At 55.7% G+C, this 24,768-nt stretch carries 21 protein-coding genes, 1 tRNA gene and 1 pseudogene; 16 read left to right on the top strand and 7 right to left on the bottom strand.

Translation table 11 applies throughout. From position 1 onward, the window contains the following. Nucleotide 1 precedes the first annotated feature (1 nt). The 12 genes and pseudogenes from AAH446_RS07955 (at nt 2) to AAH446_RS07900 (ending at nt 11,974) form a co-directional block, all read left to right on the top strand. Nucleotides 2–629, top strand: a pseudogene (locus tag AAH446_RS07955) (DUF1989 domain-containing protein). Beyond that, on the top strand, nt 613–1,260 hold the full coding sequence (locus AAH446_RS07950; RefSeq protein ID WP_342906173.1) for an urea carboxylase-associated family protein: 648 nt from the start codon (nt 613–615) through the stop codon (nt 1,258–1,260). The pseudogene AAH446_RS07955 and the gene AAH446_RS07950 overlap by 17 nt, the downstream one beginning before the upstream one ends. A gap of 3 nt (nt 1,261–1,263) precedes the next feature. Then, nucleotides 1,264–1,914 carry an amino acid ABC transporter permease gene (locus tag AAH446_RS07945; RefSeq protein ID WP_342906172.1) on the top strand — a complete coding sequence of 217 codons (651 nt, stop codon included), beginning with the start codon at nt 1,264–1,266 and terminating at the stop codon, nt 1,912–1,914. Next, entirely contained in the window at nt 1,914–2,603 is a 690-nt protein-coding gene (locus tag AAH446_RS07940; RefSeq protein WP_342906375.1) for an amino acid ABC transporter permease, read from the top strand. The genes AAH446_RS07945 and AAH446_RS07940 overlap by 1 nt, the downstream gene beginning before the upstream one ends. Beyond that, nucleotides 2,593–3,273, top strand: a complete 681-nt coding sequence (locus AAH446_RS07935; protein WP_342906171.1) for an urea carboxylase-associated family protein — start codon at nt 2,593–2,595, stop codon at nt 3,271–3,273. Before AAH446_RS07940 ends, AAH446_RS07935 begins: the two co-directional genes overlap by 11 nt. Nucleotides 3,274–3,498: 225 nt before the next feature. Beyond that, nucleotides 3,499–4,134 (top strand): response regulator transcription factor, encoded by a 636-nt coding sequence (locus AAH446_RS07930; protein ID WP_342906170.1) that lies wholly within the window; start codon nt 3,499–3,501, stop codon nt 4,132–4,134. Beyond that, the gene (locus AAH446_RS07925; protein WP_342906169.1) at nt 4,121–7,291 is read left to right on the top strand and encodes an ATP-binding protein; all 3,171 of its coding nucleotides are present in this window, start codon (nt 4,121–4,123) and stop codon (nt 7,289–7,291) included. Before AAH446_RS07930 ends, AAH446_RS07925 begins: the two co-directional genes overlap by 14 nt. A gap of 106 nt (nt 7,292–7,397) precedes the next feature. Next, nucleotides 7,398–7,832, top strand: a complete 435-nt coding sequence (locus AAH446_RS07920; RefSeq protein ID WP_342906168.1) for a DUF1090 domain-containing protein — start codon at nt 7,398–7,400, stop codon at nt 7,830–7,832. 58 nt (nt 7,833–7,890) lie between these two features. Further along, nucleotides 7,891–10,017: a fimbria/pilus outer membrane usher protein gene (locus tag AAH446_RS07915; RefSeq protein ID WP_342906167.1), complete on the top strand. Its 2,127-nt coding sequence runs from the start codon at nt 7,891–7,893 to the stop codon at nt 10,015–10,017. A gap of 191 nt (nt 10,018–10,208) precedes the next feature. Beyond that, complete coding sequence (locus AAH446_RS07910; RefSeq protein WP_342906166.1) at nt 10,209–10,412, top strand: hypothetical protein; 204 nt, start codon at nt 10,209–10,211, stop codon at nt 10,410–10,412. A 181-nt stretch (nt 10,413–10,593) separates the two neighbouring features. Continuing rightward, complete coding sequence (locus AAH446_RS07905; RefSeq protein ID WP_342906165.1) at nt 10,594–11,721, top strand: PAAR domain-containing protein; 1,128 nt, start codon at nt 10,594–10,596, stop codon at nt 11,719–11,721. Continuing rightward, nucleotides 11,711–11,974: a hypothetical protein gene (locus AAH446_RS07900; RefSeq protein ID WP_342906164.1), complete on the top strand. Its 264-nt coding sequence runs from the start codon at nt 11,711–11,713 to the stop codon at nt 11,972–11,974. Before AAH446_RS07905 ends, AAH446_RS07900 begins: the two co-directional genes overlap by 11 nt. A gap of 516 nt (nt 11,975–12,490) precedes the next feature. Here the strand turns inward: AAH446_RS07900 and AAH446_RS07895 are convergent. Both AAH446_RS07895 and AAH446_RS07890 read right to left on the bottom strand, forming a co-directional pair. Continuing rightward, nucleotides 12,491–12,566: transfer RNA gene (locus AAH446_RS07895), tRNA-Thr, on the bottom strand. A gap of 273 nt (nt 12,567–12,839) precedes the next feature. Continuing rightward, entirely contained in the window at nt 12,840–13,469 is a 630-nt protein-coding gene (locus tag AAH446_RS07890; RefSeq protein ID WP_342906163.1) for a LysE family translocator, read from the bottom strand. 511 nt (nt 13,470–13,980) lie between these two features. Between AAH446_RS07890 and AAH446_RS07885 the strand changes: the two genes are divergently transcribed. After that, nucleotides 13,981–14,346 (top strand): hypothetical protein, encoded by a 366-nt coding sequence (locus tag AAH446_RS07885; RefSeq protein ID WP_342906162.1) that lies wholly within the window; start codon nt 13,981–13,983, stop codon nt 14,344–14,346. A gap of 37 nt (nt 14,347–14,383) precedes the next feature. Continuing rightward, nucleotides 14,384–16,465, top strand: a complete 2,082-nt coding sequence (locus AAH446_RS07880) for a pyrroloquinoline quinone-dependent dehydrogenase (protein ID WP_463322792.1) — start codon at nt 14,384–14,386, stop codon at nt 16,463–16,465. A gap of 232 nt (nt 16,466–16,697) precedes the next feature. Here the strand turns inward: AAH446_RS07880 and proA are convergent, their stop codons facing one another. Beyond that, entirely contained in the window at nt 16,698–17,951 is a 1,254-nt protein-coding gene (gene proA / locus AAH446_RS07875) for a glutamate-5-semialdehyde dehydrogenase (RefSeq protein ID WP_342906160.1), read from the bottom strand. Between the two features lie 9 nt (nt 17,952–17,960). After that, nucleotides 17,961–19,064: a glutamate 5-kinase gene (gene proB, locus AAH446_RS07870; protein WP_342906374.1), complete on the bottom strand. Its 1,104-nt coding sequence runs from the start codon at nt 19,062–19,064 to the stop codon at nt 17,961–17,963. 231 nt (nt 19,065–19,295) lie between these two features. Here proB and AAH446_RS07865 point away from each other — a divergent pair, with 231 nt between their 5' ends. Then, nucleotides 19,296–20,396, top strand: coding sequence for a porin (locus tag AAH446_RS07865; protein ID WP_342906159.1), 1,101 nt, complete (start codon nt 19,296–19,298; stop codon nt 20,394–20,396). Nucleotides 20,397–20,642: 246 nt separating this feature from the next. Here the strand turns inward: AAH446_RS07865 and crl are convergent, their stop codons facing one another. From crl to gpt, 3 genes are all read right to left on the bottom strand, one after another. Next, a complete protein-coding gene (crl, locus tag AAH446_RS07860) occupies nt 20,643–21,044 on the bottom strand; it encodes a sigma factor-binding protein Crl (protein ID WP_342906158.1) in 402 nt (133 codons plus the stop codon). Between the two features lie 64 nt (nt 21,045–21,108). Further along, nucleotides 21,109–22,356: an esterase FrsA gene (gene frsA / locus AAH446_RS07855; RefSeq protein WP_342906157.1), complete on the bottom strand. Its 1,248-nt coding sequence runs from the start codon at nt 22,354–22,356 to the stop codon at nt 21,109–21,111. A gap of 119 nt (nt 22,357–22,475) precedes the next feature. Then, the gene (gene gpt / locus AAH446_RS07850; protein WP_342906156.1) at nt 22,476–22,934 is read right to left on the bottom strand and encodes a xanthine phosphoribosyltransferase; all 459 of its coding nucleotides are present in this window, start codon (nt 22,932–22,934) and stop codon (nt 22,476–22,478) included. 260 nt (nt 22,935–23,194) lie between these two features. On the opposite strand from gpt, the gene pepD reads away from it, so the two are divergent. Continuing rightward, the gene (gene pepD, locus AAH446_RS07845) at nt 23,195–24,652 is read left to right on the top strand and encodes a beta-Ala-His dipeptidase (protein ID WP_342906155.1); all 1,458 of its coding nucleotides are present in this window, start codon (nt 23,195–23,197) and stop codon (nt 24,650–24,652) included. Nucleotides 24,653–24,768 lie beyond the last annotated feature (116 nt).

Genomic DNA, 24,768 nt, shown 5'->3' with positions numbered 1-24,768 from the left:
TATGTGCCAGAACAATCTGACGGTGCCCGCCGGCCACGGCAAAACGTTTCGCGTACGCAAAGGGCAGTTTATTACCGTCACGGACACTGAAGGGCAGCAGGCCGCCGATTTCGTGGCGGTGAACGCTGACGATCTGGACGAAAAGCTCTCGCCGGTTCATACCCGCCAGCACCTGCGTTCGCTGTTCTTTAAGCCGGGCGATGCGCTCTGGTCGAGCGAAAACCGCCCGATGCTGCGCATTCTTGCCGACAGTATCGGCATTCATGATGCTAACGTCCCGGCCTGCGATCGCACCCGCTTCAGCGTCGATTTCGGCGTGGAAGGCCATCGTAACTGCGTCGATAACCTGCTGGAGGGCATGAAGGCCTGTGGCGTTACCTACTTCACGCTGCCAGAGCCGTTTAACCTGTTCCAGAACGGCCCGGTCACCGCGGACGGCCGTATGGAAGTCACCGATCCTAACAGCCGCGCGGGCGACAATATTACGTTTGAGGCGCTTTGCGATCTGATCTGCGCCGTTTCATCCTGCCCGCAGGACATCATCCCCGGTAACGGCCTGCACGTAACCCCCATCGGCATCACAATAAGCGACCACTATGATGGAGTTCAATCATGTTGTTAATGCGTGAAACCTCTGAAGAAACCACCGCCCGTACGCTGGCGGAACCTGTCACCGTTCCGGCGGGACAAGCCGGTGCGATCCGCGTGCTGCGTGGCCAGCTATTGCGCATTACCGCCCAGGAAGATGGCGCGGTCGCTTCGCTGTTTGGTTTCAGCCTCACCGATCCGGCCGTATGGCTTTCGGTGCACCATACTCGAGTGTTCAGTAACAGCTACCTCCTCGGTTCCGGCATGCGTCTGGTGAATAATCGCCGTCGTCCGGTGATGGTGCTGGGTAAAGATAGCGTGAAGCGTCACGACCTGCTGCTGCCCGCCTCTACCTCCGCCTTCCTCGCCGGACGCGGTTATCAGGGTCAGGGCTCTCTTGAAGCGGTACGCGGTGAACTCACGCGCCTTGGAATGGCGGTGCCAAAGCTGCCGGACCCCATCAATCTGTTTATGCATGTCAGGCTGACGCGCGCCGGCGATATTCTGCCGGAACCCAATCTGACCCGCGCGGGGGACAGCATCACCTGCCGCGTGGTAATGGATACGCAATTTATCGTCTCGGCCTGCAACACCGGCATCGAGGGCAATGACAGGCCCGCGCCGCTGCTGCTTTCGATCGCGGAAAACCTGCATGACTTTACTGCGGAGTGACGGATGGGGCTGGATCAACAGGTTGTGAACGCGCTGCCGGAGCTTGGACTCGGCCTGCTGTTGACGCTGGAACTGACGGTGCTGGCGTCACTGGTCAGCGTGGCAATGGGCCAGCTTGGCTGCTTTTTGCAGCTGCGCCGGAGCGGGTTATGGCGCTTCACCGGTCGGCTGTACGTCAGCCTGATGCGCGGCACACCCGCCATCGTGCAGCTATTTGTCGTGTTCTTCACCCTGCCACGGCTCGGACTGGGCGGGCAGCCGCTGCTGGCTGCGGTGATCGCCATCGGCCTTAACAGCGGCGCATACGTGGCGGAGATTCTGCGCGTTAACCACAGCCTGGTGACGCGGGGGCAGCGCGAAGCGGCACGCACGCTGGGTCTTAGCCGCTTTCTCACCTGGTGGTACGTCATCAATCCGCAGGTGATCCGCGCCAGCCTGCCGATGCTGGTCAATGAATTTACCATCCTGCTAAAAACCACCCCGCTGGCGTCGGTCGTGGCGCTGACCGAGCTGACCTATGCCGGGCAGATTGTGATTGCCCGTACTTACGAAGCGACGCAGGTGCTGCTGCTGGTGGCCGCCGGATATCTGCTGATCGCCCTGCCGCTGATTGCTGCGGCACGGCGGCTGGAAGCCAGACGGAGAATAGCATGATGGACTGGCAGGCAATTATTACCTCTCTGCCGTCTCTGGGTCATGGCCTGATTGCCACCCTGAAGCTGTGCAGCGTGGCGGCGCTCTGTTCACTGCTATGGGGCTCGGTAATGGCGCTGCTGCTGATGCGTGCATCCCTTTTCTGGCAGCGCCTGCTTAATTTCTACAGCGGAATAACGCTGGCGTTACCGCTGCTGGTGATCATTTACCTTCTTTATTTTGTCCTGCCGGAATATGACATCACCCTGTCGTCGCCGGTGGTGGGCATTCTGGCGCTGACGCTCTATTACGCGCCCTATATTGCCCAAGTGATCCGTGCGGCTATCGATGCGCTGCCGAAAGGCCAGTGGGAGGCGTGTCGCGTGCTGGGGCTGAGCCGCAGCGAGCAGCTGCGGGATGTGGTACTGCCGCAAACCCTGCCACAAATGCTGTCGCCGCTGGTCGGGCTGATCGTTGGATTGATTAAAGATTCCGCGCTGCTGTCGATTGTCTCGGTGCAGGAATTTATGTACGCCGCAAAACAGGCGATTTCGGATACCTATGCGCCGCTGGAGATTTACCTGGCGGTCGCGCTTTGCTACTGGCTACTCAACAGTCTTATCGACTGGCTGGCGCGCAGGCTTGAAACACGCATGACGCGCTATCGTCGCGGCATGCAACATACACCAGGAGAACAACATGTCGGCTGAATTTCAATATCGTGACATCCTTACTATTCCGGCACGCTACGGTAAAGCGGTGCGTTTGAAGAAAGGCGAAGCGGTGCAGGTCATCAACCTGCACGGCACGCAGGTGGTGGATTGCTGGGCTTACAGCGCGGCTGACGTCAGCGAATATATGTGTATGCAGGCAACGCGGGTGTGGAACCAGCGTCTTAATCCAAAGGTGGGTGACAGCTTTATCACCAGCCAACGGCATCCGATCCTGACGCTGGTTGCGGATACCTCGCCAGGCGTACACGATACGTTTATGGCCGCCTGCGACGCGCGACGTTATGAACTGCTGGGCTGCACTGAACCACACCGCAACTGCCACGACAATCTGTTTGAGGGTATGCGCGAGCTGGGCGTCGAACTGCCGCACGGTAATCTGGCCTCGTTTAATATTTTTATGAATATCCAGGTTCAGCCTGACGGCATCACGCTGAAAACGCTGCCGGTGGTCACAAAACCGGGTGACTACGTTGTGCTGCGGGCAGAAATGGATTGCTGCGTGGCGTTTTCAGCCTGCCCGCAGGATATTGTCAGCATCCAGGGCCAGGGTGACAATACGCCGCGTGACGCTGAGTTAAGGATTCTGACCGGCGGAATCCCGCAGATCCCTTTACAGCCGTCATGGGTGCCAGCCAGCAATCATTAATCACGCAAACGGGAGCGGAACCGACTTACTCATTGAGCATGGAACGGAGTGAATCAATTCATCGCTGATTGTGGGCACTGATAACGCTAACCATTCATCCTGAATATGCCGTAAAGAATTTAAGATCGTGCTATATCGATTTTAGCCGGCATTGACTATGATAACACCCGGCCAGCGCAGGAGCGCGCTGGCATCAGGCGCAACGCCAACAGTACAGGGAGTAGTATGATTTCAGTTTTGCTCGTAGACGATCACCCGGCCATCTGTTTTGCGCTGAAGGTGCTGCTGGAAAAGCAGGGCGACATCGTCGTCAGCACCTCTTCCGGGGAGAACCTGCTGGCACAATTGCATCAGCAACGCCCCGAATTACTGATTCTGGATCTTGAGCTGAAACATGCTGATGGCCTCGATTTACTGCCCCGAATTAAACAACATTTCCCGGATCTCAAGATATTAATTTTTACCAGCCAGCCTGCGGGAATATACGCATTGCGAACGCTACAGGCGGGCGCGCAGGGGTTCGTTAATAAAAATATGCCGATGGAAAACATCGATCCGCTCTGCAGGCTTATTATGGCGGGTTACCAGTGCTTTCCGGAAAATACGCTTTTCAGAGCGGCCATCGTGAGTGAAAAGCATGACGCCCCGGGCACGCTGCTTAGCCGTTTTTCCGATCGTGAAATCGCGGTGCTCAATTATCTGAAGCAGGGAAAAAGCAATAAAGAGATTGCCGATCTGCTGATGCTCAGTAATAAAACCATCAGTACATATAAAGCGCGAATGCTGCAAAAATGCGGCTGCGACGACCTCGGCCAGCTGATTGCTCTGGTTTACAATGAGAACGATAATGAGAGTCCTTAACTGGCTGCTGCTCTTTTTTATCAGCGGGATGACGTACGGCGGGGCGACCCAGGAACCGCTTAAACTTCTTGCCCGCAGCCAGGAAGTCATTACCGATCCGGGGCTCAGCGCTGGCGAGTGGCGCTGGGTGCGGGAACATCGCAAGATACGCCTCGCCGTCTGGTTGCCGATGTCCCCGCCTTACGATATTACTACCGGGCTGAATGACTATGGCGGTATCAACGCCGATTTTATCGGTCTGGCCGCGGATAACCTCGGCGTTGAGATTGAGGTTATCCGCTATGAAAACTATGACGCGGCGCTGGCCGCCTTGCGTGCAGGCAAAGCGGATTTTATCGCCCAGGCGAGCGACAACCAGCGTAGCCAGGGCCTGGTATTAAGCGAGCCATACAGTGCTAATATCGCCGTTGAGGTTGTCAATAATGAAGCCAGTCTGGACAACGCGGTCAGGAAAATCGCTATCGCGCCGGCCTACGATCCGCAAAAGGTACAGCAGCGTTATCCGCAGGCTGAGATCGTCTCTTTCTATTCTGCCCGGCATGCGCTGGAAGCACTGGCCTTCCGGAAAACCGATCTTTTCTTTTGCGATGACGTGACCGCTCGCTACCTGGTAAGCCAGTCTAATATCAGCAACCTACTGATCCGCCCTCTCGCTGCACCATTTCCCGTCACAGGCTTTTCCTTTGCGGCCATGCCGCAGATGCAGACCTGGATTAACGTGCTGAATAAGGTGCTGAAGGCCCTGCCGGAAAGTACCAGCGTGGAAATCCACCGCCGCTGGAACGGCGGCATACCGCTTTCCCTCAGCGAGCAGCAACCCGTTTATACCTCGCTGGAACATAAGTGGATCCGCGAACACAAACATATCCGGGTTGCCGTAGCGGAGGATAACCCGCCAGTGGCCTTTTTTGACGAAGGTCACCAGCTGCACGGCATCATTGCCACTATTCTCACCGCGCTACAGCTTCGCACCGGATTTACTTTTGAAATTCAGCGCTATCCCACCCAGCGGGCAGCCCTTGACGCCGTGAAATCGGGTCAGGAGGACCTGGTCGCAGGCGTGACCCAGAAGGATATCTGGCGCGCCGATCTGCTGACCACACGGACCTGGCTTTACAATTCCTGGGTGATGGTAGGACGTAAAGATCACGTGCCGGACGCGCTTAACCCTACCGTCATTAGTCTGGACGGCCAGTCGCCCGAAGAGTGGCTGCGCAAGCGGAGCGGCAGGCTGCCCGAAAAAGTAGATATTTGGCGGCATGGGCTTAACCGGGTGATTCATGGCGAGAGTAAAATGCTGGCAATGCCGCTGATCGTCGCCAATACCCTGCTGGAGGATAAGCAATACGCCTCGCTGCACATTCTGGGCAGTATTGATATCGACCCGATGCGCTTCTCGTTTGGCACATCGCGTCAGGCGTGGCCGCTGATCACCATCCTCAATAAAGCGCTGATTAATATTCCGCCAGAGGATCTCCATGCCATCACCCGTGGCGAAAATGCGCGCAACAGCTTCTCTTCATCCACGCCGACAACGTTCCCGTTGAGCCTGGTGCTCGGCGTCACGGCGGCGGTGCTGCTGCTGCTTGCTGCTGCCACATACGGCTATCGCCGGCACCAGCGCCAGCAGCAGCAGATGCTGGCGCTGGTTGAAACGCTAAAAGAGGCCCGAAACCGCGCCGACAGCGCCAACCGGGCGAAGAGCGCTTTTCTGACCACCATGAGTCATGAAATTCGTACACCGGTGAGCGCGATTATTGGCTTGTTAGAGCTGGTAATGAAGCGTCCCGGCGATACGCCACAAAACCGGCAGTCGGTAAAGGTGGCATGGGATGCCGCCCAGGCGTTGTTACTGCTGATTGGTCAGATTCTGGACGTCTCGCGCATTGAGTCCGGCCGTCTGGTGCTACGCCCCGAACGCGCTTCGCTGCGTAAGCTGATAGAAGAGTCTGCCCTACTGTTCGAAGGGATGGCCGCGCAAAAAAAAGTGTCGTTTGTGCTTGAGCTTGACGCTGACCTTCATGACGACGTACTGGTTGACCGCAGCCGCTTTCGGCAGATTCTGGTCAACCTCGTCGGAAATGCGATTAAGTTTACCGGACAGGGACAGGTCAGGCTGGGCGTACAGCTTGAGGAGCGTGACGGCGGCTATCTGCTGCTGCGTATTGAGGTAGAAGACACCGGTGAAGGCATCGATGAAGCCACCCGCCAGCGGCTGTTCCGCCCTTTTATCCAGGGTGATAACCCTGAGGTCTCCCAGGGCAGCGGGTTGGGCCTTTATATCTGTCAGACGCTGGCGAAGATGATGGAAGGCAGCATCGATTTGCAGAGCGAACCGGGCAACGGCACTCTGGTGACGGTGCGGCTAAAATTGCCGGTCATGCCCGCACTGCCTGACGCTGCTGCTACCGCCACCGCCACACGCAGCGACAGCAGGTCGCTCAGCGTGCTGATTGTGGACGATAATCCGGCAGGCCGGATGCTGCTCGCCCAGCAGCTGGGCTGGCTTGGTCACCGGGTTATCAGCGTGGAAAGTCCAAAAGCGGCGCTGGAAAAACTGGCTGGCATACGGCCCGATGTGATCATTACCGACTGTAATATCCCCGGCATGAGCGGCGTTGAGCTGACACGAATCATCCATACGCACTATCCCAGCGTCATTGTCTTTGGCGCAACGGCGGATGCGCGCGAAGCCGTCCGGGAAGCCGCCAGGGAAGCTGGTATGCGCGACTGCCTGTTTAAGCCGGTGACGCTGAACATGCTGACCGATCTGCTGGCCAGCATAACGGTTACAGATACCGCCCCGGCGCTGCCGCAATGGTCCCCGGCGAAAAACCTGCCCCCGGAACTACTGGAGGTTGACAACCTGTCCCTGTTTCTTTCCCTGCAACTGTCCGTGCTGGACGAATCCCTGACGCATATACGCGCGTGGCATGATGCGCCGGATCTCTCTCTGCGGGAGACATTGCACAAACTGCGCGGCGGCATTCAGTTGCTGGGCGTACCGGCGCTTGAAGCCGCCTGTGAAGCGCAGGAAGCTGCGCCGGACAGCGAAGGGCTACAGCGGCTGGAGGCAGAGCTTGAGCTGCTCCGTACTACGTTGCAGCACTGGCTCGATAGCGTACAGCTTCCCCAGGACATGGACTACAGAAGTTGAGGACGCTTCTGCGTCGTTTTGACTCAGGGCAATGCAGTACTCTTTTGTTCTCAGGAGATCGTCGGGACATCTCGCCCCGGCGGTACATCAACGAAGGAGAAATACGATGAAAAAATTAGTTTCCGTTCTGACAGTAGTCGCTTCCATTGGTCTGTTTGCTTCCGCTTCTACCTATGCGGCTGAAAGCTGCAACGCGAAAAGCGCCGCGCTGGAAAAAGAGATCCGCATCGCCCAGCAATATGGCAACACGTACAAAGTTGCTGGACTGAAAAGCGCGCTGGCTGAAGTTAAAGCGCACTGCACCAGCGCAAGCGTACTTGCTGATGCCCAGAAAGACGTGAAAAAGCTGGAAAGAAAACTGGCTGAAAAACGCGGAGACATTGCTGAAGTTCAGGAAGACCTGAGCGAAGCGAAAGCCAAAGGCAATGCTCAGAAGATCGCAAAATACCAGCGCAAACTGGCTGAAAAACAGGCTGATGTGCGTGAGATTCAGCAGGAGTTAAGTCAGGCTCGAGCCGATCTGGCCTCTCTGAATAAATAAGCCATAGCGGACCTCATCACGGGCGGCCAGGCTGCCCGTGATGCTTGCTGAGTCAAGGATGACGATTCGCGCGACCGTCCTGATGTTACTGCTTTTACTGACGGTAAAGGCAGCGTTTGCCAATGAAAAAACCTGGGTCATTCTCAATAATGCCTATAAAGGCACCGTTTCTCTTGATGTCCGTTCCGGCATACCCTGCCTGACGCATCCGCTTCTGGAAGAATGGGGGGTAAAATCCCTTGTCCTTGACCGTCTCAGCTGGGATGCCAGAGGCTGCCTTACGCCGCAGGCCGCGACACAGTTTTCGCTCCAGTTCTGGTATCGGCCCGATGCCAGCCTGCTGACCCTGCTTTTCCCGGAAGAAGCGTTTAACCCGCAGCAGAACGGCGTTAGCACCAGCCGCTGGGATGACGGGATCAACGCGCTGTTTGTCAATTACCGGCTGGATGTGGATAACAAGCGGGCGCAGTACAGCTGGGACACGCCCGGCACCGATGCGACGCTGGTGCTGGAAAACGGACTGAATCTGGGGCCGTGGCGTCTGCGCTATCAAAATACTTTCTGGCGGGAAGCGGATAAACAACACGGCTCATACAGCAATTCCACCTCCCTGTGGCGCAGCATCACATCGCTGCGCTCACGCCTCAACGTAGGCGACGGCTATACCTCATCCAATCTGTTCGACACTATTTCCTATCGTGGCGTGTCGCTTGCCAGCAATGAGGCGATGTTCCCGGACAGCTGGCGCCCCTATTCACCGCAGATTAACGGTTATGCGCACAGCGAAGCGGAGGTAACCATTCATCAGAATGGCGCGCGCGTTTACCGTATCCACGTTCCGCCGGGCCCCTTCATCATCAGGGATTTTTATCCGCCCGATTCGCAGGGTAATCTGGAACTCACCATTCAGGAAAGCGACGGCACCGAACGTACCCGCTCGCTGCCCTACTCCATCATGCCGAATCTGGCGCAGCATGGCATGTTCAGCTACGAGCTGGCCGCAGGACGCTACAAGCCTGCACGGGGCGTGACAATGGATAAAGATCGCTTCTGGCAAAGCTCCCTCTCCTGGGGCGTCGCGCCCCATACCACCCTCTTTGGCGGCGTACAGCAGGGCGAACACTATCTGAGCCACGTGGTGGGCATTGGCGGCAACCTGGGTAACTGGGGGGCTGTTTCAGCAGATGTGCGCACCGCTCGCTATACCCAAAAAGATGAAACCTCTGGCGGCAGCGTCGGGAGGCTGCGCTATGCAAAAGCTTTTTTTCGCACCGAAACCAGCCTTAATGCTCAGCTACAGTGGTATCCCTCAGGTAGCCAGTACCGTTCATTTGAGGAGCGCCTGGAACGCGGTGCCATGCTGGCCTGGGGATGGGATGACGACACTACCCAGCGCACCCTCGAAAGCCAGATTGAGCTGACGCAGAACTTCAGTGAGGATTCGAACCTGAGCCTCTCCTGGCGCTGGCTGAAATCCCGCAGCCGCGAGGCGGCCAGCAACAGCGTAACGTTGAGCTTCAGCGCCATCTGGAAAGAGGTCGATATCTCCCTCTATGGCGGCTATGACCGCTACGCGGACTATGCGCCGGAATCGACGCTGGGCATCAACATCAGCATTCCTTTTACCCTCGGCAGCCACTTCAGTAACGTCGCTCTGGTCTCTGATTTAGCCAGCCGGGAGCATAACAGCGCCGGATTGAACGTTTACGGATCGGCGCTGGATGACTACAGCCTGCGCTATGACGTCACCGCCCAGCATACCGAACACGGAGATGACGCGCTGAAAACAAGTTTTGGCTATCAGTACAACAGCGGTGAGCTGAACCTGAGCATGAACCGCAGCGGCGCGCAGCGCGACTACCACACCGACCTCAGCGGCAGCATACTGCTACATGAAGAAGGCGTCGTCCTCGGTCAGACGCTGGGCAGTACGGTGGCGCTGGTGCAGGTGCCGGATACGCCCGATATCGGTTTTTATAACCAGTTTGGCTCAACCACTAATGCGAATGGCGATCTGCTGGTCAGCTATCTGACGCCGTGGCGGGTTAACCGCATCACCGTAGACAGTTTAAGCCTGCCCCGGGATAAGGCGATAGAGGTGAACGAGCTGGAAACCGTACCGACCGATGGCGCAATTGTGAATCTGCGTTTTTTAAAACCGCAGAAAACCGTTTTGCCGCCATAAGGGTACTGCGTTTTTTAGACCATCTTAAATGACGCTGAGGTACCTGTTAAACCCGTAACGCTTCATGAGGTTGAGATGCAGTAGCCCGCTGAGCTGAGGGCATATTTTCAGGATAGGCTAGAATTCTACAGGAAAGCGTTAGTGAACTATCCTCGGGGTTATGACCCTGTTTATCAGAAGGAGGAAGGTAAATGAAAATAACGGTGAAATTTGAAGATACTGGCATTGAAGAGGAGCATGATTTTGATTCCGACCCTCGTGCCGGGGAGCTGGTGACGTTAGTACGCGATGGTAAAGGGGCAGATTATATCGTTATCACTGAAGCTGATCCTGACCATACCCATGACAATGGAAGTACCGGCCGCCCAACAAAAGCGACGGTCCGGCCAGCGTAGTGACCCATAAAATTTAACCAACCTCGCGCCGGCGGGGTTTTTTATTGCCTGCATGCGGAGAAATACTATGTATTTCGCTGCACGCCAGATGAATCAGCAGAATGCGGGTAGCATTTACTCGCCAGCACCAAAAGCCTACACTTTCCGCATGGATTTACAAACAACATAAGGATATAGACGAATGGCTATCGGTCACTACTTATTCAGGGGTGATAAGACAGTTTGCGGCGGTCGAATTATTGAAGGATGTACCGATCATCAACACTTTGATAGAGACATGGCATGTGAAGGTCATCAAGTGACCTGTGGTAAACATGCGGGTAGATTCCGCATTGTGGGAGGACTTGAAAACGATGACATACATGGTAAAAGGATTGCCGGAACACTGCACAGCCGTAGCTCCTGCCCTTGCAAATCACGCTTTATCCCTTCTATCTATGACACTTACGAATTTTCTACAGCGCCAGCTAAAACCAACGCCGCTGAATCTCACACGTTTGAATTCCCCTTACTCCCCGGCCCGATTGCAGATGCTGAAACTGATAGTTTTGCTGATACCTGCAAGCCAGAAGATAACCTGCTATTGAACGGCGTTTACATCTGGACTGAAACAACAAATGCAGGCCACGCTTTCGTTTCGGTACATAAGAATAACAGCATCTATCTATACACTTATGGACGCTATGGGCGCACAGACAAAAGTACCTTAACCGGGGATGGAATTTTAGACTTTTTTCAGGATGAAGATGCACGGGAGTATTACCGATACGAACTTTATGAAATGGGTGCTCGTGCCTTTCGCATTGATGATGCTAATCCTGAATTAACCCGCAAATTCTTTGAAAACTTGTGGAATGACGGCGTTACACCAGTTCAGACGCCGAAGATGCAAGACGGCACAAAAAGAAGAGGTCACACGATTGATAAGTATGATGTAACGGGTAGCAACTGTACAACTCACTCAGTCGCAGGGATCAAGTTTGCTGGCTCAAAAGTATTCGCACATGGTTACACATCCATGACAACACAGCTACCGATCGACATAGAAGAAGATTTCACTATCCCAATATCATTGCAAAGTTTCCTTGAATCAAAAAGTTCTGACTATTCTTCAATGCTCGTTATCGAAATGACAAGCGCATTCAAACAGCAGTATCCAAACATCGGGAATAAAATCTCTCATCCAACGGGAAGCAGTGCAAAAATTCAACAAGCTGCCGCTGATTCCGCTGCTGTTGCTGGTTCAATATCACCTTACTCTGGTGGCACCGTAGGCGGTTCATTGGGAAGCACTTACGATGATGAATAAGAGGTTCTGCATCAGGTGGGCAAGTATCGCGCTGATCTGCATAGCGTATTACGTTATCGTGCTTTACTTCGATCTTGTCTTCGCAATTAACTTTTCCGAGACAATGAGCCAGGGAGGAGAATTTACTTCCTCTCAATGCACCAGTTTTGTCATGGAGCTATCGCAAAATCACAATGATTCGGCGTTATCCTCTATCGTTGGTTTCGCTGTCTGCGTCCCTCTGATCCTACTCATCTTCAAGAAAGTGAGATGACCGCCAAAGGCTGAAGAGATCCAGCCTTTTCCCTTATTCCTTATCTTTGGCAATAGCAGCCATAAAGCCCCGTTAGTGGTAAGAAGACAAGCAGAGCGTAGCGGCCATCAGATTATCAGATGGATTACACCTTATCAGGGTGCTCGTGTACCTTTCGGAGTGTGAGCGAAGCGCTGGCAAAGCCTGCTTATCGTGTGCAGGTACGTTTTCTCTATTCACCTGTTTACGTGGCTCAAAGGGCCACACATTGGGCTTAAATGCGTGTGTTCAATCTGTTTCGGAATGGTTTAAAGACGTGGCAACGTCATCAGCGTCGAGTTGATAGCGGTTCGTGGAGACTGTTCACGCTTTGTACCTGTTCGAGCTTTACAACTACAGGCTGCTACGTGCTAGTATCCCTGAATAGCCGCTGTTAACCATAGCGGCAACTGTTGGTCATAGAATCCCTTAAAAAAATATCGTGACTTAAGAACGAGATACTCTATAACTCATAGTTTTTAATGTATTTTGTTGTGATGGTGCCGATAATAGGAGTCGAACCTACGACCTTCGCATTACGAATGCGCTGCTCTACCAACTGAGCTATATCGGCCTGGGATGGGGAACTACGGGGCGATACGTTAAAAAAAAGCGGCGGATGAGTCAAGAGGCGTGGACCTGACTGCCGTTTTTTGCAGCAGTTAAGCCAAATTACGCCTCTGTTTTGCGCCAACCCGAACTGTAGCAATGGTACCTTCCGGCTGCACTCCCGTACCGATGGACATACCGTGCCTGAGTCCACAGCGTATCTATCGTTACGGGCTGTATCACTAACATTCCCCGCCGGGACGTTTGATACTTAGTTCACCGTACCAATACCCCGAACTTACTTCCTGCCTTCCATCGCCATGCGTACAGCCAGCCCGGCCAGCACGGTGCCCATTATCCAGCGCTGCAATTTTTGCCATGTGGGGCGCTGCGCCAGGAAAGTTGCAATGCTGCCGGCAGTGAAGACGATTGCGCCGTTGACCAGCATGCTGATCATAATCTGGGTGAAGCCCAGCGACAGGGACTGCGCCAGCACATGCCCCTGCTCCGGCCGGATAAATTGCGGCAGCAGGGTCAGGTAAAGTACCGCCGCTTTAGGATTCAGCAGATTCGTCAGCAGCCCCATTGTAAAGAGTTTACGGGGACTGTCGGGCGGCAGGTCCCGTATCTGAAACGGCGATTTGCCGCCAGACAGCGCCTGCCAGGCCATATAAAGCAGATAGAGCGCGCCGGCGATGCGCAATGCGTCATACGCCAGCGGGATGGCCATAACCAACGCGGTAATGCCCGCCGCCGCACACAGCATATAGAACATAAAGCCCAGCGCCACGCCCAGCAGCGAGATATAGCCCGCGCGGCGTCCCTGGCAAATAGAGCGGGAGATAAGATAGATCATGTTGGGACCGGGCGTGAGCACCAGTCCGAGCGCAATGGCGGCGAAAGGTAAGATTTGCGAAAGTGTAACCATGGGCCTTTCCTTTTGTCAGGAAGATAAAAAGCACCGTTCCGTGAGCCGCATTGTGCTGCTCGCCGCTGGCTGATACTAATATAACGGCTTCATTATCTGCGGCCATCAATCTTATATTTATTAATCTTAATCAGAAAGCTTTACGCTGCTTTATTCCTCTCCGGGCAGGATATTGCTGTCAGACATGTTATTAGCTAAATGACACGGCTTACAGACCGCTGCCCGCCGTGCCTACCTTAATATCAATTGATCGATCACTTACGCTCTATTTCTATAGGTTATTAATTAAAACTTCTTTAAGAGCAGTCAACTATATCGTCTTTATACCTGTGACGTTGCAAGCTATTGATCCTCTTCTATACTTACGGCGCCTGGTTGAAAGCTTCAGCTATCGTCTGCGCTGCGCCACCTTCGTGTTTTGCCACATTTTGAGCGGATTTCAGACGAGAGCTATAAATCAGTAAATTACGGCAAATTGAAGTAGTTACTTATAACAGGGGATATTCTTACTATGGTCCACTCTCGATCGTCACGCTGGGGCTTCATACTGCTGCTTCTGGCGGCGGTAGCTGGCTTCGCGCTGGCTATATATGCCTGGTCAACACCGCTGACCGGCGTTACCGGCACAATAGGCGCGCTGGGCGTTGCTATTGCTAATATCGTGTTGGCTGTACTGGCCTTCATTCTCCGCGCCTGCTCAGGCCGCGGCTCCCGTATTTTCTGGGCAATTATCATCCTGCTGATGCTGGTCGGGATTGGTTTTGCCGCACTGCTGCTTCATCAGAGTGTGATTACGGCGGCTATGGCTATCGGCCTTGTTGGGCTGATTGCGATGCCCGGTCGCAAAGCCAGTCAAAATAACCCCGCCAGAGCCTGAGGAGCATACCGTGCATAACGATAAACGTAACAAGCTGATGACCGGCAGTCTGATGGCGCTGTCCTTAGTGACGACCCCGATGACGCTGCTGGCACAGGAAAATGCTGCGCAGGCTTCACAAGGCACTCAGACAGAACTCGACGTTGATGCCGCTGACCAGCAGACGCCTGGCACAACAAAAACCACGGAAGAGGCGTCTTCCGACGGCAGTACGTCAAGCCAGAAGGTGGAATCTGCCACGAATACGGCGACGCCGCTGGTGCCTGCAACGGCGACCTGGGACAGTTTCCACGGCCAGTTGAATGCGCAAAAATACAGCCCGCTCAAACAGATCACCGCCGATAACGTCGGGCAGCTGGAGAAAGTCTGGGAGTTCCATACCGGCGACGTTGCGGATGGAAAAGGTGACACCCCCGCCACCGTCTGGTCAGCTACGCCGGTCTTTGCCAATGACACTATTTACATCGGCACGCCCTTCTACCGGCTGATCGCCCTTGATCCAGGCACAGGTAAAGAGAAGTGGAGTTTTGATACCAAAGCGCCGCGTAAAGCGCTGACGCAGCCCGTGTTAAAAAATCGCGGTGTTGCCTACTGGCAGGCTAAAAATCCGGTTCCCGGCAAGGCGTGTCAGAAGATCGTTTACATGGGTACGGTTGACGCCAAACTCTACGCCCTGGATGCTGATTCCGGCAAGCCGTGTGAGAACTTCGCCGATGGCGGCGTGCTGAATGTTGATCAGTGGAATACCGTGAACGCTAAATTCCCGCTGTCGCTGCTGCAGCCGCCGACCATCGTTAACAACCATCTTATCTTCGGCTGGGCGGGTAAAGACTGGGCCTATGCAGAAGCTCCTCCGGGCACCGTCTTCTCCATCAACGCCGAGACGGGTAAGCGCGAATGGAGCTTTGAAGCCATCCCTGCTGACATCCGTCAGCGTACCGGGACGGCTAACGTCTGGACGCAGATGTCCGCCGATATCGAAAATGGTTTGATCTATCTGCCGGTGTCATCGCCTTCGCCTAACTACTGGGGCGGTAACCGCGTTGATAAGATCCCGTACGGCACCTCAACCACGGCGCTGGACGTTAACACCGGCAAAGTCGTCTGGTCGCGCCAGTGGGTACACCACGACGTCTGGGATTACGACATTAACTCCGCGCCGACGCTGATGGATATTACGGTTAAAGGTAAAGAGATCCCGGCGCTGATTCAGGCCACTAAACAGGGCTTCCTGTTCGTGGTTAATCGCCTGACGGGTGAAGATGTCTGGCCAATCGAAGAGCGTCCGGTGCCGCAGGGCGACGGTTCAGTGCAGGGCGAAAAACTTGCGCCAACCCAGCCGTTTCCAACCAAACCCGCTCCGCTGCTGGATCAGTCGAAAAAACCCGAAGTATGGAAACTGGCGGATATCGTGGGTGCCGGACAGTGTTCGCGCCTGTGGGATAAGCTGAGCTACGACGGTATGTACACGCCGCCGACCACCAAAGGTGAAGGCGCGCTGACCTATCCGGATAGCTCCGGTGGCGTACAATGGGGCGGCGTGGCATTCGATCCGGAAAGTCAGACTGCGATTGTTAATACGTCGCATATCGTGCAGTACGTGAAGCTTTATAATCGGGAAGATTATAAAAAAGCGAATACCGGCTCCGGCAACGAGAGCGGCTTCTCCGCGCAGGAAGGCTCGCCTTACGGTATGCGTCTGAAAGTAGCGCGTAACTGGCTTGGCATGCCGTGCTGGCAGCCGCCGTTTGGTGAACTGGTGGCGCTGGATATGCATACCGGTGACGTGAAGTGGCGTCGTCCCGTCGGCGCGTCCCAGCAGTACGGCTTCTTTATGCCGGAAAGCTGGGGTTCACCGACAATAGGCGGCCCGGCGGTCACTGCGGGAGGCGTTATCTTTATTGGTGCCTCTATGGATGCCAAAGTCCGCGCTTACTCACTGGATACCGGTAAAGAGCTGTGGTCCGATCAGGTGGAAGCGCCGGCAGTAGCGAACCCTTCCGTTTACGAATATAAAGGACGCCAGTACGTCGCTTTCGTGGCGGGGGGTAACACCATCCTGAAAGATCAGGTCGGCGACCAGGTCGTGGTCTATGCTCTGCCTGAGGGCAGTCACTGACTTCCCGTTATTCGGGTACAACAGAGCAGGCTCTGGCCCCAGGCCGGCAAGCCTGCCCTGACATGAATGGCTGACAGCGTCAGCCGCTCAGTAAAAATCCGTAATCCTGAAGGATTACGGATTTTTTTATAACAGGCCCGGATCCCCTTCCATCTTTGAAAAATCTCACCTGACGCCGTTGGCTTCCAGCCGAAAAAAAAGCCCGTTACCGGGCTTTTATCATTTTTATCGCCTATGTACGTACCGTATCGTCACCAAATGCCACCCATTTATAGGTGGTCAGGGCCTCCAGCCCCATCGGGCCACGCGCGTGGAGCTTCTGCGTGCTCACCGCTACCTCGGCGCCAAGGCCAAACTGGCCGCCGTCGGTAAAGCGGGTGCTGGCGTTGACATAGACCGCTGAAGAGTCCACTTCGCTGACGAAGCGGTTCGAGTTATGAATACTGCGCGTCAGGATGGCATCCGAGTGCTGGGTGCCATATTCCCGGATATGAGCGATACCTTCATCCAGATCGTCCACCAGCTTGACGTTGAGATCCAGCGAGAGCCACTCATCGCGAAGCTGCGCCCCGGTCACCGCTGTCACCTCCGCCGGCCCCTGTTGCAGCAGCGGCAGCGAACGGGCATCAGCGTGCAGCGCAATCCCCTCCTCGCTCATACGCTGGCTCAGCTGAGGCAGGAAACTCGCGGCAATATCGCTATGTATCAGCAAGGTCTCCACCGAATTACAGGCGCTCGGCCGCTGCTTTTTGGCATTGACGATCACCTTCAACGCCGCTTCAGGTTCGATATCGCGGTCAACAAAGATATGACAAACGCCAATGCCGCCGGTGATCACCGGGATCGTTGACTGCTCGCGGCACAGCTTGTGCAGTCCAGCACCACCGCGAGGGATCAACATATCCACATAACGATCGAGCTTCAGCAGCTGATTGACCAGCTCACGATCCGGGCTTTCAATAGCCTGCACCGCTGCCGCCGGAAGACCATGCTCCTTCAGCGCATCCTGGATCACGCGAACGGTGGCGCCGTTGGTCCGGTAAGTCTCTTTACCGCCGCGCAGGATCGCTGCATTGCCGGTTTTCAGGCAGAGGGAGGCGACGTCCAGCGTCACGTTGGGACGGGCTTCATAAATGACGCCAACCACGCCAAGCGGCACGCGGCGGCGCTCAATGCGCAGTCCGCTGTCGAGCCTGCCGCCATCCATCACTTCGCCGACGGGATCGGCCAGCCGGCAGACCTGCCGCACATCATCGGCGATATCTTTCAGGCGCTGCGGATTGAGCATCAGGCGGTCGAGCAGCGCTTCGCCCATGCCATTCCCGCGCGCGTCGGCCAGATCAAGCTCATTAGCGGCCAGGATCTCAGCGCTCTGCGCCTCCAGCCGGTCGGCCAGCGTCATCAGAACCTGGTTTTTTTGCGCGGTGGAGAGCACCGACAGCTGGTAAGACGCGGCCCTGGCGGCTTTACCCATTTCTTCAAGCATGTCCGCTCCTTAGCTGACGATCATATCGTCCCGGTGGATCGCCACCGGGCCATATTCATACCCTAAAATTTCGCTGATTTGCTGCGAGTGATGCCCGGCAATCATCCGCATGGCATCGCTGTTATAGCGGCAGACGCCATGGGCGACATCGCGCCCCTGCAGGTTACGAATGCGGATCACTTCGCCCCGGGAAAAGTTGCCGGTGATGCCGCGAATGCCTTTAGGCAGCAGCGAACTGCCGCGTTCCAGAATGGCCGACAGCGCACCGTCATCGATGGTCACCTCACCCGCTGGCGGTGCGCCGAAGATCCAGCGCTTACGGTTCTCCAGCGGCGTTTCCAGCGCGTGAAAACGGGTGCCGACGGGCTTGCTGGCAATCACATCGCCGATCACGTCAGGACGGCTGCCAGCCGCAATGATGGTATCAATGCCCGCCCGGCAGGCTACATCGGCAGCCTGGAGTTTAGTCGCCATGCCGCCCGTACCGAGCCCGGAAACGCTGTCGCCCGCCAGGGCGCGCAGGGCATCATCAATGCCGTGCACGTCACGGATCAGTTCCGCCGTCGGATCGTTACGCGGATCGGCGGTAAACAGCCCCGGCTGATCGGTCAGCAGCAGTAGCTTATCCGCACCGGCCAGCATCGCCGCCAGCGCCGAAAGGTTGTCATTATCGCCAACTTTGATCTCCGCCGTCGCCACCGCATCATTCTCATTAATAACCGGCACGATATGATTATCCAGCAGCGCCCGCAGCGTGTCGCGGGCATTCAGAAAGCGTTCGCGATCTTCCAGATCCGCGCGGGTCAGCAGCATCTGGCCGATGTGGATGCCGTAAATGGAGAACAGCTGCTCCCAGAGCTGTATTAACCGGCTCTGTCCCACCGCAGCCAGCAGCTGCTTTGAGGCGATGGTCGGCGGCAGCTCCGGGTGGCCAAGGTGCTCCCGCCCGGCGGCCATCGCGCCAGAGGTCACGATAACAATCCGGTGGCCCGCGGCGTGCTGTTGCGCGCACTGCCGCACCAGCTCAACGATATGTGCCCGGTTCAGCCGGCGCGATCCGCCGGTTAATACGCTGGTCCCCAGTTTCACTACCAGGGTCTGGCTACTGCTCATCATTTCCTGCCGTTACGTAAAAAGTATCGAATAGGACTTTTTAGCAGGTGTGGTGCTGTAAGCCAACAGGCGCGGGTGAAAAAGCCGGACATCCGGCCCCGGTGGACGTTACCCCTTCATATGAAATGCATCTTGCTGAAATAAATCCTTCATCCTTTCAGGGTAAAACGTTCCTGCCTTAAGAAGATTCTTAAGTCCACGGAACATGACTCTTTTGGGATTAATTGCAAAATGAAGAAAAGCGCACTGGCACTATTCACCGCAGCTCTGGCTCTTTCAGCCACCGCTCAGGCCGCAGAAGTTTATAATAAAGATGGCAACAAGCTGGATTTTTACGGCAAAGTTAAAGCCATGCACTACCTCAGCGACGCCGACAGCAATGACGGCGACAAATCTTATGTGCGTATTGGTTTCAAAGGCCAGACGCAGATTAACGAACTGATGACCGGCTACGGTCAGTGGGAATATCATCTGCCGGTCAGCAACGCTGAGAGCCAGGGCTCAACAGGCGCGAAAACCCGTCTGGGTTTTGCCGGTCTTAAGTTCGGTGATTACGGCTCCATCGATTACGGACGTAACTACGGCCTGATTTATGACGTGGAAGCCTTTACCGATATGATGCCGGAATTTGGTGGTACCGGTTACACCAAGGCCGATAACTATATGCTCTCGCGCACCAATGGCGTGGCCACTTACCGCAACTCTGACTTCTTTGGTCTGGTGGATGGGCTGAAGTTCGCGTTGCAGTATCAGGGTAAAAACGAGAACGATGACCGCGCGGACAGCAGCTCTAACGGTGACGGCATGGCCGCCTCACTGGGCTACACCTTGCTGGAAGGTCTGACGCTGAACGGCGCAATCTCTTCCTCTAACCGCACGATCGATCAGCGTGCCAGCGTTTATGGTACCGGGGATAAAGCGGAAGCCTGGGCAACGGGCCTGAAGTATGACAGTAACGGCGTCTACCTCGCGGCCACCTATGCTGAAACGCGCAATATGTCGCCAATCAGCGGCACGGCGCAGGTTGCGGGAACGGACGTGCGGGTCAGCGGCTACGCGAATCGCCTGCAAAATATTGAGCTGGTGGCACAGTATCAGTTTGAGAATGGCTTCCGCCCTTCACTGGCCTACGTCCAGACTAAGGCGAAGGATATTGAAAACGGCGTTGGCGATGCGGATATCGTGAAATTTGCGGACGTGGGCGCGACCTACTACTTCAATAAAAATATGTCAGCCTTCGTTGATTACAAAATCAACCTGCTGAATGACGATAACAAACTTGCCCTGAACAATGACGATATCGTTGCGCTTGGTATGACCTACCAGTTCTGATAATCCCCATCTCCCGCCACAGAGACGTTTGACCAGGTCTCGTTATCATCCTTAAAAAAGGCTGGCAGTCGCCAGCCTTCAAACCGCAGACTAATGTAAAGCGAAGGGAACAGGGACTGGGAGTAAAGCGTCCCGAGCCATGAACGGCGCGGGACGGCCTATCAGGGAGGATGCTTTTTGCGTCTTTACGAGCAGGCCCTTTTCCCTGAGCCAGCACGTTGTGAACAACCTCAAGACTACGTCCTGTCAGGCAGTCAGTTTAACCGGCTCATCGGCAAAATCGGCAGCCGGTTTGAGATCCAGCTCCATCTCCGCCAGCAGCGCTTTCAGCCGGACGTGAAAATTACGCAACGTCTCTTCCAGCCGCTCGTTATTCTCTTTGCCTTTGACGGTCGTCGGCTTCCAGTGACCTTCCTTGTCGAACAGGCCGAAATGGTATTCGTAAGTGAAGTGATCGCTCTGTGCTTCAAGCTCCATCCACCAACCCCAAAACTCACGGCTTTCAGGAGCGGGCTTTACGTTGACGCAGACGGCCAGGCAGTCGAAGAAGAAGCGTTCATCTTGACATTTCGCTTCGCGAATATAGGGGCCAAGAGTACCAAATCGCTTCATTAAGCGGCTTTTAGGATGCCCACTCGGTAACGCCATTGTTTTATCTCCATTAATAAACAAGTCAGGTTATAACGATGCGTGTATGCAGTTTAGCAACTCATCACGTTAACCGCTTCGCTAACCAGTCGACAATATCACGTAATGCTTTATCGAAGTTGCGCATTGCGGGTGAGAGTGCGATCGGCATCAGCTTTCCGTCGGCGGAAGAGTTCACAATCAGCTTCGACTCCTCTTCCGGACTGAAGATATCGCCAGGCCAGCAGGCAGAGAGCAGCGGCGTCGGCGTGCGGCGCCCCAGCAGGCCCTGCGTTTTCAGGGAATAACGGCTCAGCTCGGTTCGCAGCGACATATCCGAGGCGGAGGCCATGCCGAGGCGGCTGGCGAGGACGTCCATATACATTTCAGGGATGCGGTCCTGGATTTTCTCTTCACACAGGAGATTGTGCACCACCGGCCCAAGGCAGGCTACGGCGCGCAGCCGGTGCGACTCAAGATAGGCCAGCCTGACGGCCACGTTTGCGCCGAAGCGAAAACCAAAAGCGCCGACCCGCGTATGATCAACCCAGGGCACATGTTCCAGCTGCTTAAGCACCTGCTGATGTAAAAAGCTTGTCTCCTGCGTCAGCTTCCACTTAGAGGAGAAGCCAACGGAAGGCATATCGATGGTCAGCATCGCAATGCCGCGCGGCGCAAGATAGTCATGGAACAGGCGATAGTGATCGGTCTGTAGCGTATCCAGACTGCCGCAAATCAGTACCGTCGGATAAGGCGCGCTGACCTGGGCGGGCATATGCAGGAAGCCGAAAATCGGGCTGCCGCCCGGAATGGCAAACTCAATTTCCCGCAGTTCTCCCGTCAGGCGTGAGGTGGCCTCTTCATAGGCGCGGTTGGCCAGCAGCTGCGCCTGCTCCGCCAGCTCATCCCCTTTCAGGTGGGGATAGCCCGCCACGCCGTACAGGTTCGCCGCATGCAGCCAGCACTGGCCTGCCGCTTCATCGTCTGTGGCCTCGCTCGCCTTCTGCTGCCAGAGCGCCGCCTGCTTTGACCACTCATAAATCCAGTTGCCGCCGCGATAGCCAATCACCGTATCCAGCAGGCGCTCATCGGTGTGTTCGACCTGGCTGACCGCGATGCGCGCCAGAACTTCGCTGATTTCCACCGGCGACAGCCCCCGCCACGTCCAGAGAACGCGGTTAATCATGCGATACCAGCCCGCGTGGCTCTCGCCTTCCAGCGCAGAATGCACCGGCAGGGGCTTATGGTGATGAAGACGACGGATTAACGATGAGGTTTCAGGGTGCTTGAAGCGAGGTTTAAACAGCTCTTCGCTCAGGTTTTTCGGTGACATTGCGCGACACTCCTCCAGCGTACAGGGCGTCAGGCTAGTCTACCTTAGCCCCGGCGGTGGCGCTAACCGTAAAAACGACAACGCCCGGCAGAACCGGGCGTTGCTTTGACCAGGGTCAATCAGCTTTTAACGATAGGCGGAATATAAACCACGCCCATATCCCACGGCTGTTCGATCCAGGTATTTTGCGGAATATCCACCACATAATCGTCCACCAGCGGGCGTCCAGCCGGTTTGGCAAAAATGGTGACGAAGTGCGCCTTCGGATACATCTCGCGGATCGCCTGCGCGGTGCCGCCGGTATCCACCAGGTCGTCAATGACGATAAAGCCTTCACCGTCGCCTTCTGCGCGCTTGAGGATTTTCATCTCGCGCTGATTGTCGTGGTCATAGCTGGAGATGCAGACGGTATCCACATGACGGATGCCAAGCTCGCGGGCCAGCAGGGAAGCAGGAACCAGACCACCGCGGCTGACCGCGATAATGCCTTGCCACTGCTCAACAGGAAGCAGGCGTTGAGCCAGTTTACGGGCATGAATCTGTAGCATGTCCCAGGTGACGACGTATTTTTCGCTCATAAAGGTGTCCCGACCAATGGTGTTGGCTTAAAAATGTACTATGGGAGAGGTTGCGCGGAATTATAGAGATCTGAGGCGCTAAAAACCAGCACCGATCGGCCCACGGCCGCTTTTTTGCTGAGGCGGAGTAAGCATCCGCCGCGGAAGAATGATATTCTTTGCCCATCACGTCAGATCCCCTGACGGGAGTTATGCAACCGCTAATCATGCTCGCCATCGGTGGCTCCGCCGGCTGATGGTGATGACACAGGAGATTTATCGTGTCTGAATTATCTCAACTGTCACCACAGCCATTGTGGGATATTTTTGCCAAAGTCTGCTCTATTCCTCATCCCTCATATCATGAAGAAGAACTGGCACAGTATATTCTGTCCTGGGCGAAGGAGCAGGGTTTCTGGACCGACCGCGATGAAGTGGGCAATATTCTGATCCGCAAACCGGCCACGCCTGGCCTGGAAAACCTGAAGCCGGTCGCGCTGCAGGCGCACCTGGATATGGTGCCGCAGAAAAACAACGATACGGTACACGATTTCACTAAAGATCCGATCCAGCCCTGGGTTGACGGCGAGTGGGTGAAAGCGCGCGGCACCACGCTGGGCGCCGATAACGGCATCGGCCTCTCTTCGGCGCTGGCCGTGCTGGCTGACAGCCGCGTCGAACACGGCCCGCTGGAAGTGCTGCTGACGATGACCGAAGAGACCGGCATGGTCGGCGCATTTGGCCTCCAGCCTGGCTGGTTACAGGCTGATATCCTGATCAACACCGACTCTGAAGAAGAAGGTGAGGTCTATATGGGCTGTGCGGGCGGTATCGACTTTACCGCCACGCTGCCGGTCAGCCGCGAAGCGGTTCCCGCAGGCTATGAGCCTATCCAGCTGATCCTGAAAGGCCTGAAAGGCGGACACTCAGGCTGCGATATCCACGTCGGTCTGGGCAACGCCAACAAGCTGCTGGCGCGCTTCCTGTTTGCTCACGCGAAAGCGCTGGATCTGCGCCTGGTGGATTTCACCGGCGGTACGCTGCGTAACGCCATCCCGCGCGAAGCCATCGCCACGCTGGCCGTACCGGCGGATAAGCTGGACCAGCTGAAAAGCCTGGCGCTGGGCTATCTGGAAACGCTGAAAAACGAGCTGAGCCTGAAAGAGAAGAACGTTAACGTGGTAATTGAGAACGTGGCGGCTGGCGGCCAGGCGCTGACGGCAGAAAGCCGCGATGCCTTTATCGCGCTGCTCAACAGCACGCCGAACGGCGTTATCCGCAATTCCGACGTGATGAAAGGCGTGGTGGAAACCTCGCTGAACGTCGGCGTGGTGAAGCTGAAAGAAGATGAAGCCGTGATCAACAGCCTGGTCCGCTCGCTGATTGACAGCGGCAAAGCGTACGTGGTTGAAATGCTGACCGCGCTGAGCGATCTGGCGGGCGCCCGTTCGCTGGCCAAAGGCGACTACCCTGGCTGGCAGCCGGACGCGACCTCACCGGTTATGGCGCTGGTTGGTGAAACCTACGAGAAACTGTTTGGTAAAACGCCGAACATCCAGGTGATCCACGCCGGACTGGAGTGTGGCCTGTTCAAGAAGCCTTACCCAGATATGGATATGGTTTCGATCGGTCCCACCATCACCGGCCCGCATTCACCGGATGAGCAGGTGCATATTGCAAGCGTTGGCCTTTACTGGCAGCTGCTGACCGCCGTGCTGAAGGCGATTCCGGCGAAGTAATCTGCCGGCTGGCCATCCGCTGCCCTGAACGGCTGCGGATGGCCATTATCCCCGTCTTATCAAAGCAGTAAGACGCTGAGCCCCCCAGCGGCGGCTTCGGGCAAGCAACCCGTAGT

This window comes from Erwinia psychrophila (genome assembly GCF_039023475.1).
Taxonomy (GTDB): Bacteria; Pseudomonadota; Gammaproteobacteria; order Enterobacterales; family Enterobacteriaceae; genus Erwinia.
Note: the sequence above shows the minus strand (reverse complement) of the source record. Positions and strands in the feature narration are given on the sequence as shown.

Bases quoted from the DNA above. Each gene is read 5' to 3' on its own strand.
- AAH446_RS07910 (WP_342906166.1), top strand. From the start codon at position 10,209: ATGAAAATAACGGTGAAATTTGAAGATACTGGCATTGAAGAGGAGCAT.
- AAH446_RS07945 (WP_342906172.1), top strand. From the start codon at position 1,264: ATGGGGCTGGATCAACAGGTTGTGAACGCGCTGCCGGAGCTTGGACTC.
- AAH446_RS07905 (WP_342906165.1), top strand. From the start codon at position 10,594: ATGGCTATCGGTCACTACTTATTCAGGGGTGATAAGACAGTTTGCGGC.
- AAH446_RS07865 (WP_342906159.1), top strand. From the start codon at position 19,296: ATGAAGAAAAGCGCACTGGCACTATTCACCGCAGCTCTGGCTCTTTCA.
- AAH446_RS07940 (WP_342906375.1), top strand. From the start codon at position 1,914: ATGGACTGGCAGGCAATTATTACCTCTCTGCCGTCTCTGGGTCATGGC.
- AAH446_RS07950 (WP_342906173.1), top strand. From the start codon at position 613: ATGTTGTTAATGCGTGAAACCTCTGAAGAAACCACCGCCCGTACGCTG.
- frsA (WP_342906157.1), bottom strand. From the start codon at position 22,356: ATGTCACCGAAAAACCTGAGCGAAGAGCTGTTTAAACCTCGCTTCAAG.
- AAH446_RS07915 (WP_342906167.1), top strand. From the start codon at position 7,891: ATGACGATTCGCGCGACCGTCCTGATGTTACTGCTTTTACTGACGGTA.
- AAH446_RS07900 (WP_342906164.1), top strand. From the start codon at position 11,711: ATGATGAATAAGAGGTTCTGCATCAGGTGGGCAAGTATCGCGCTGATC.
- AAH446_RS07920 (WP_342906168.1), top strand. From the start codon at position 7,398: ATGAAAAAATTAGTTTCCGTTCTGACAGTAGTCGCTTCCATTGGTCTG.
- AAH446_RS07880 (WP_463322792.1), top strand. From the start codon at position 14,384: ATGACCGGCAGTCTGATGGCGCTGTCCTTAGTGACGACCCCGATGACG.
- AAH446_RS07925 (WP_342906169.1), top strand. From the start codon at position 4,121: ATGAGAGTCCTTAACTGGCTGCTGCTCTTTTTTATCAGCGGGATGACG.
- AAH446_RS07890 (WP_342906163.1), bottom strand. From the start codon at position 13,469: ATGGTTACACTTTCGCAAATCTTACCTTTCGCCGCCATTGCGCTCGGA.
- AAH446_RS07930 (WP_342906170.1), top strand. From the start codon at position 3,499: ATGATTTCAGTTTTGCTCGTAGACGATCACCCGGCCATCTGTTTTGCG.
- proA (WP_342906160.1), bottom strand. From the start codon at position 17,951: ATGCTTGAAGAAATGGGTAAAGCCGCCAGGGCCGCGTCTTACCAGCTG.
- crl (WP_342906158.1), bottom strand. From the start codon at position 21,044: ATGGCGTTACCGAGTGGGCATCCTAAAAGCCGCTTAATGAAGCGATTT.
- AAH446_RS07935 (WP_342906171.1), top strand. From the start codon at position 2,593: ATGTCGGCTGAATTTCAATATCGTGACATCCTTACTATTCCGGCACGC.
- AAH446_RS07885 (WP_342906162.1), top strand. From the start codon at position 13,981: ATGGTCCACTCTCGATCGTCACGCTGGGGCTTCATACTGCTGCTTCTG.
- gpt (WP_342906156.1), bottom strand. From the start codon at position 22,934: ATGAGCGAAAAATACGTCGTCACCTGGGACATGCTACAGATTCATGCC.
- proB (WP_342906374.1), bottom strand. From the start codon at position 19,064: ATGAGCAGTAGCCAGACCCTGGTAGTGAAACTGGGGACCAGCGTATTA.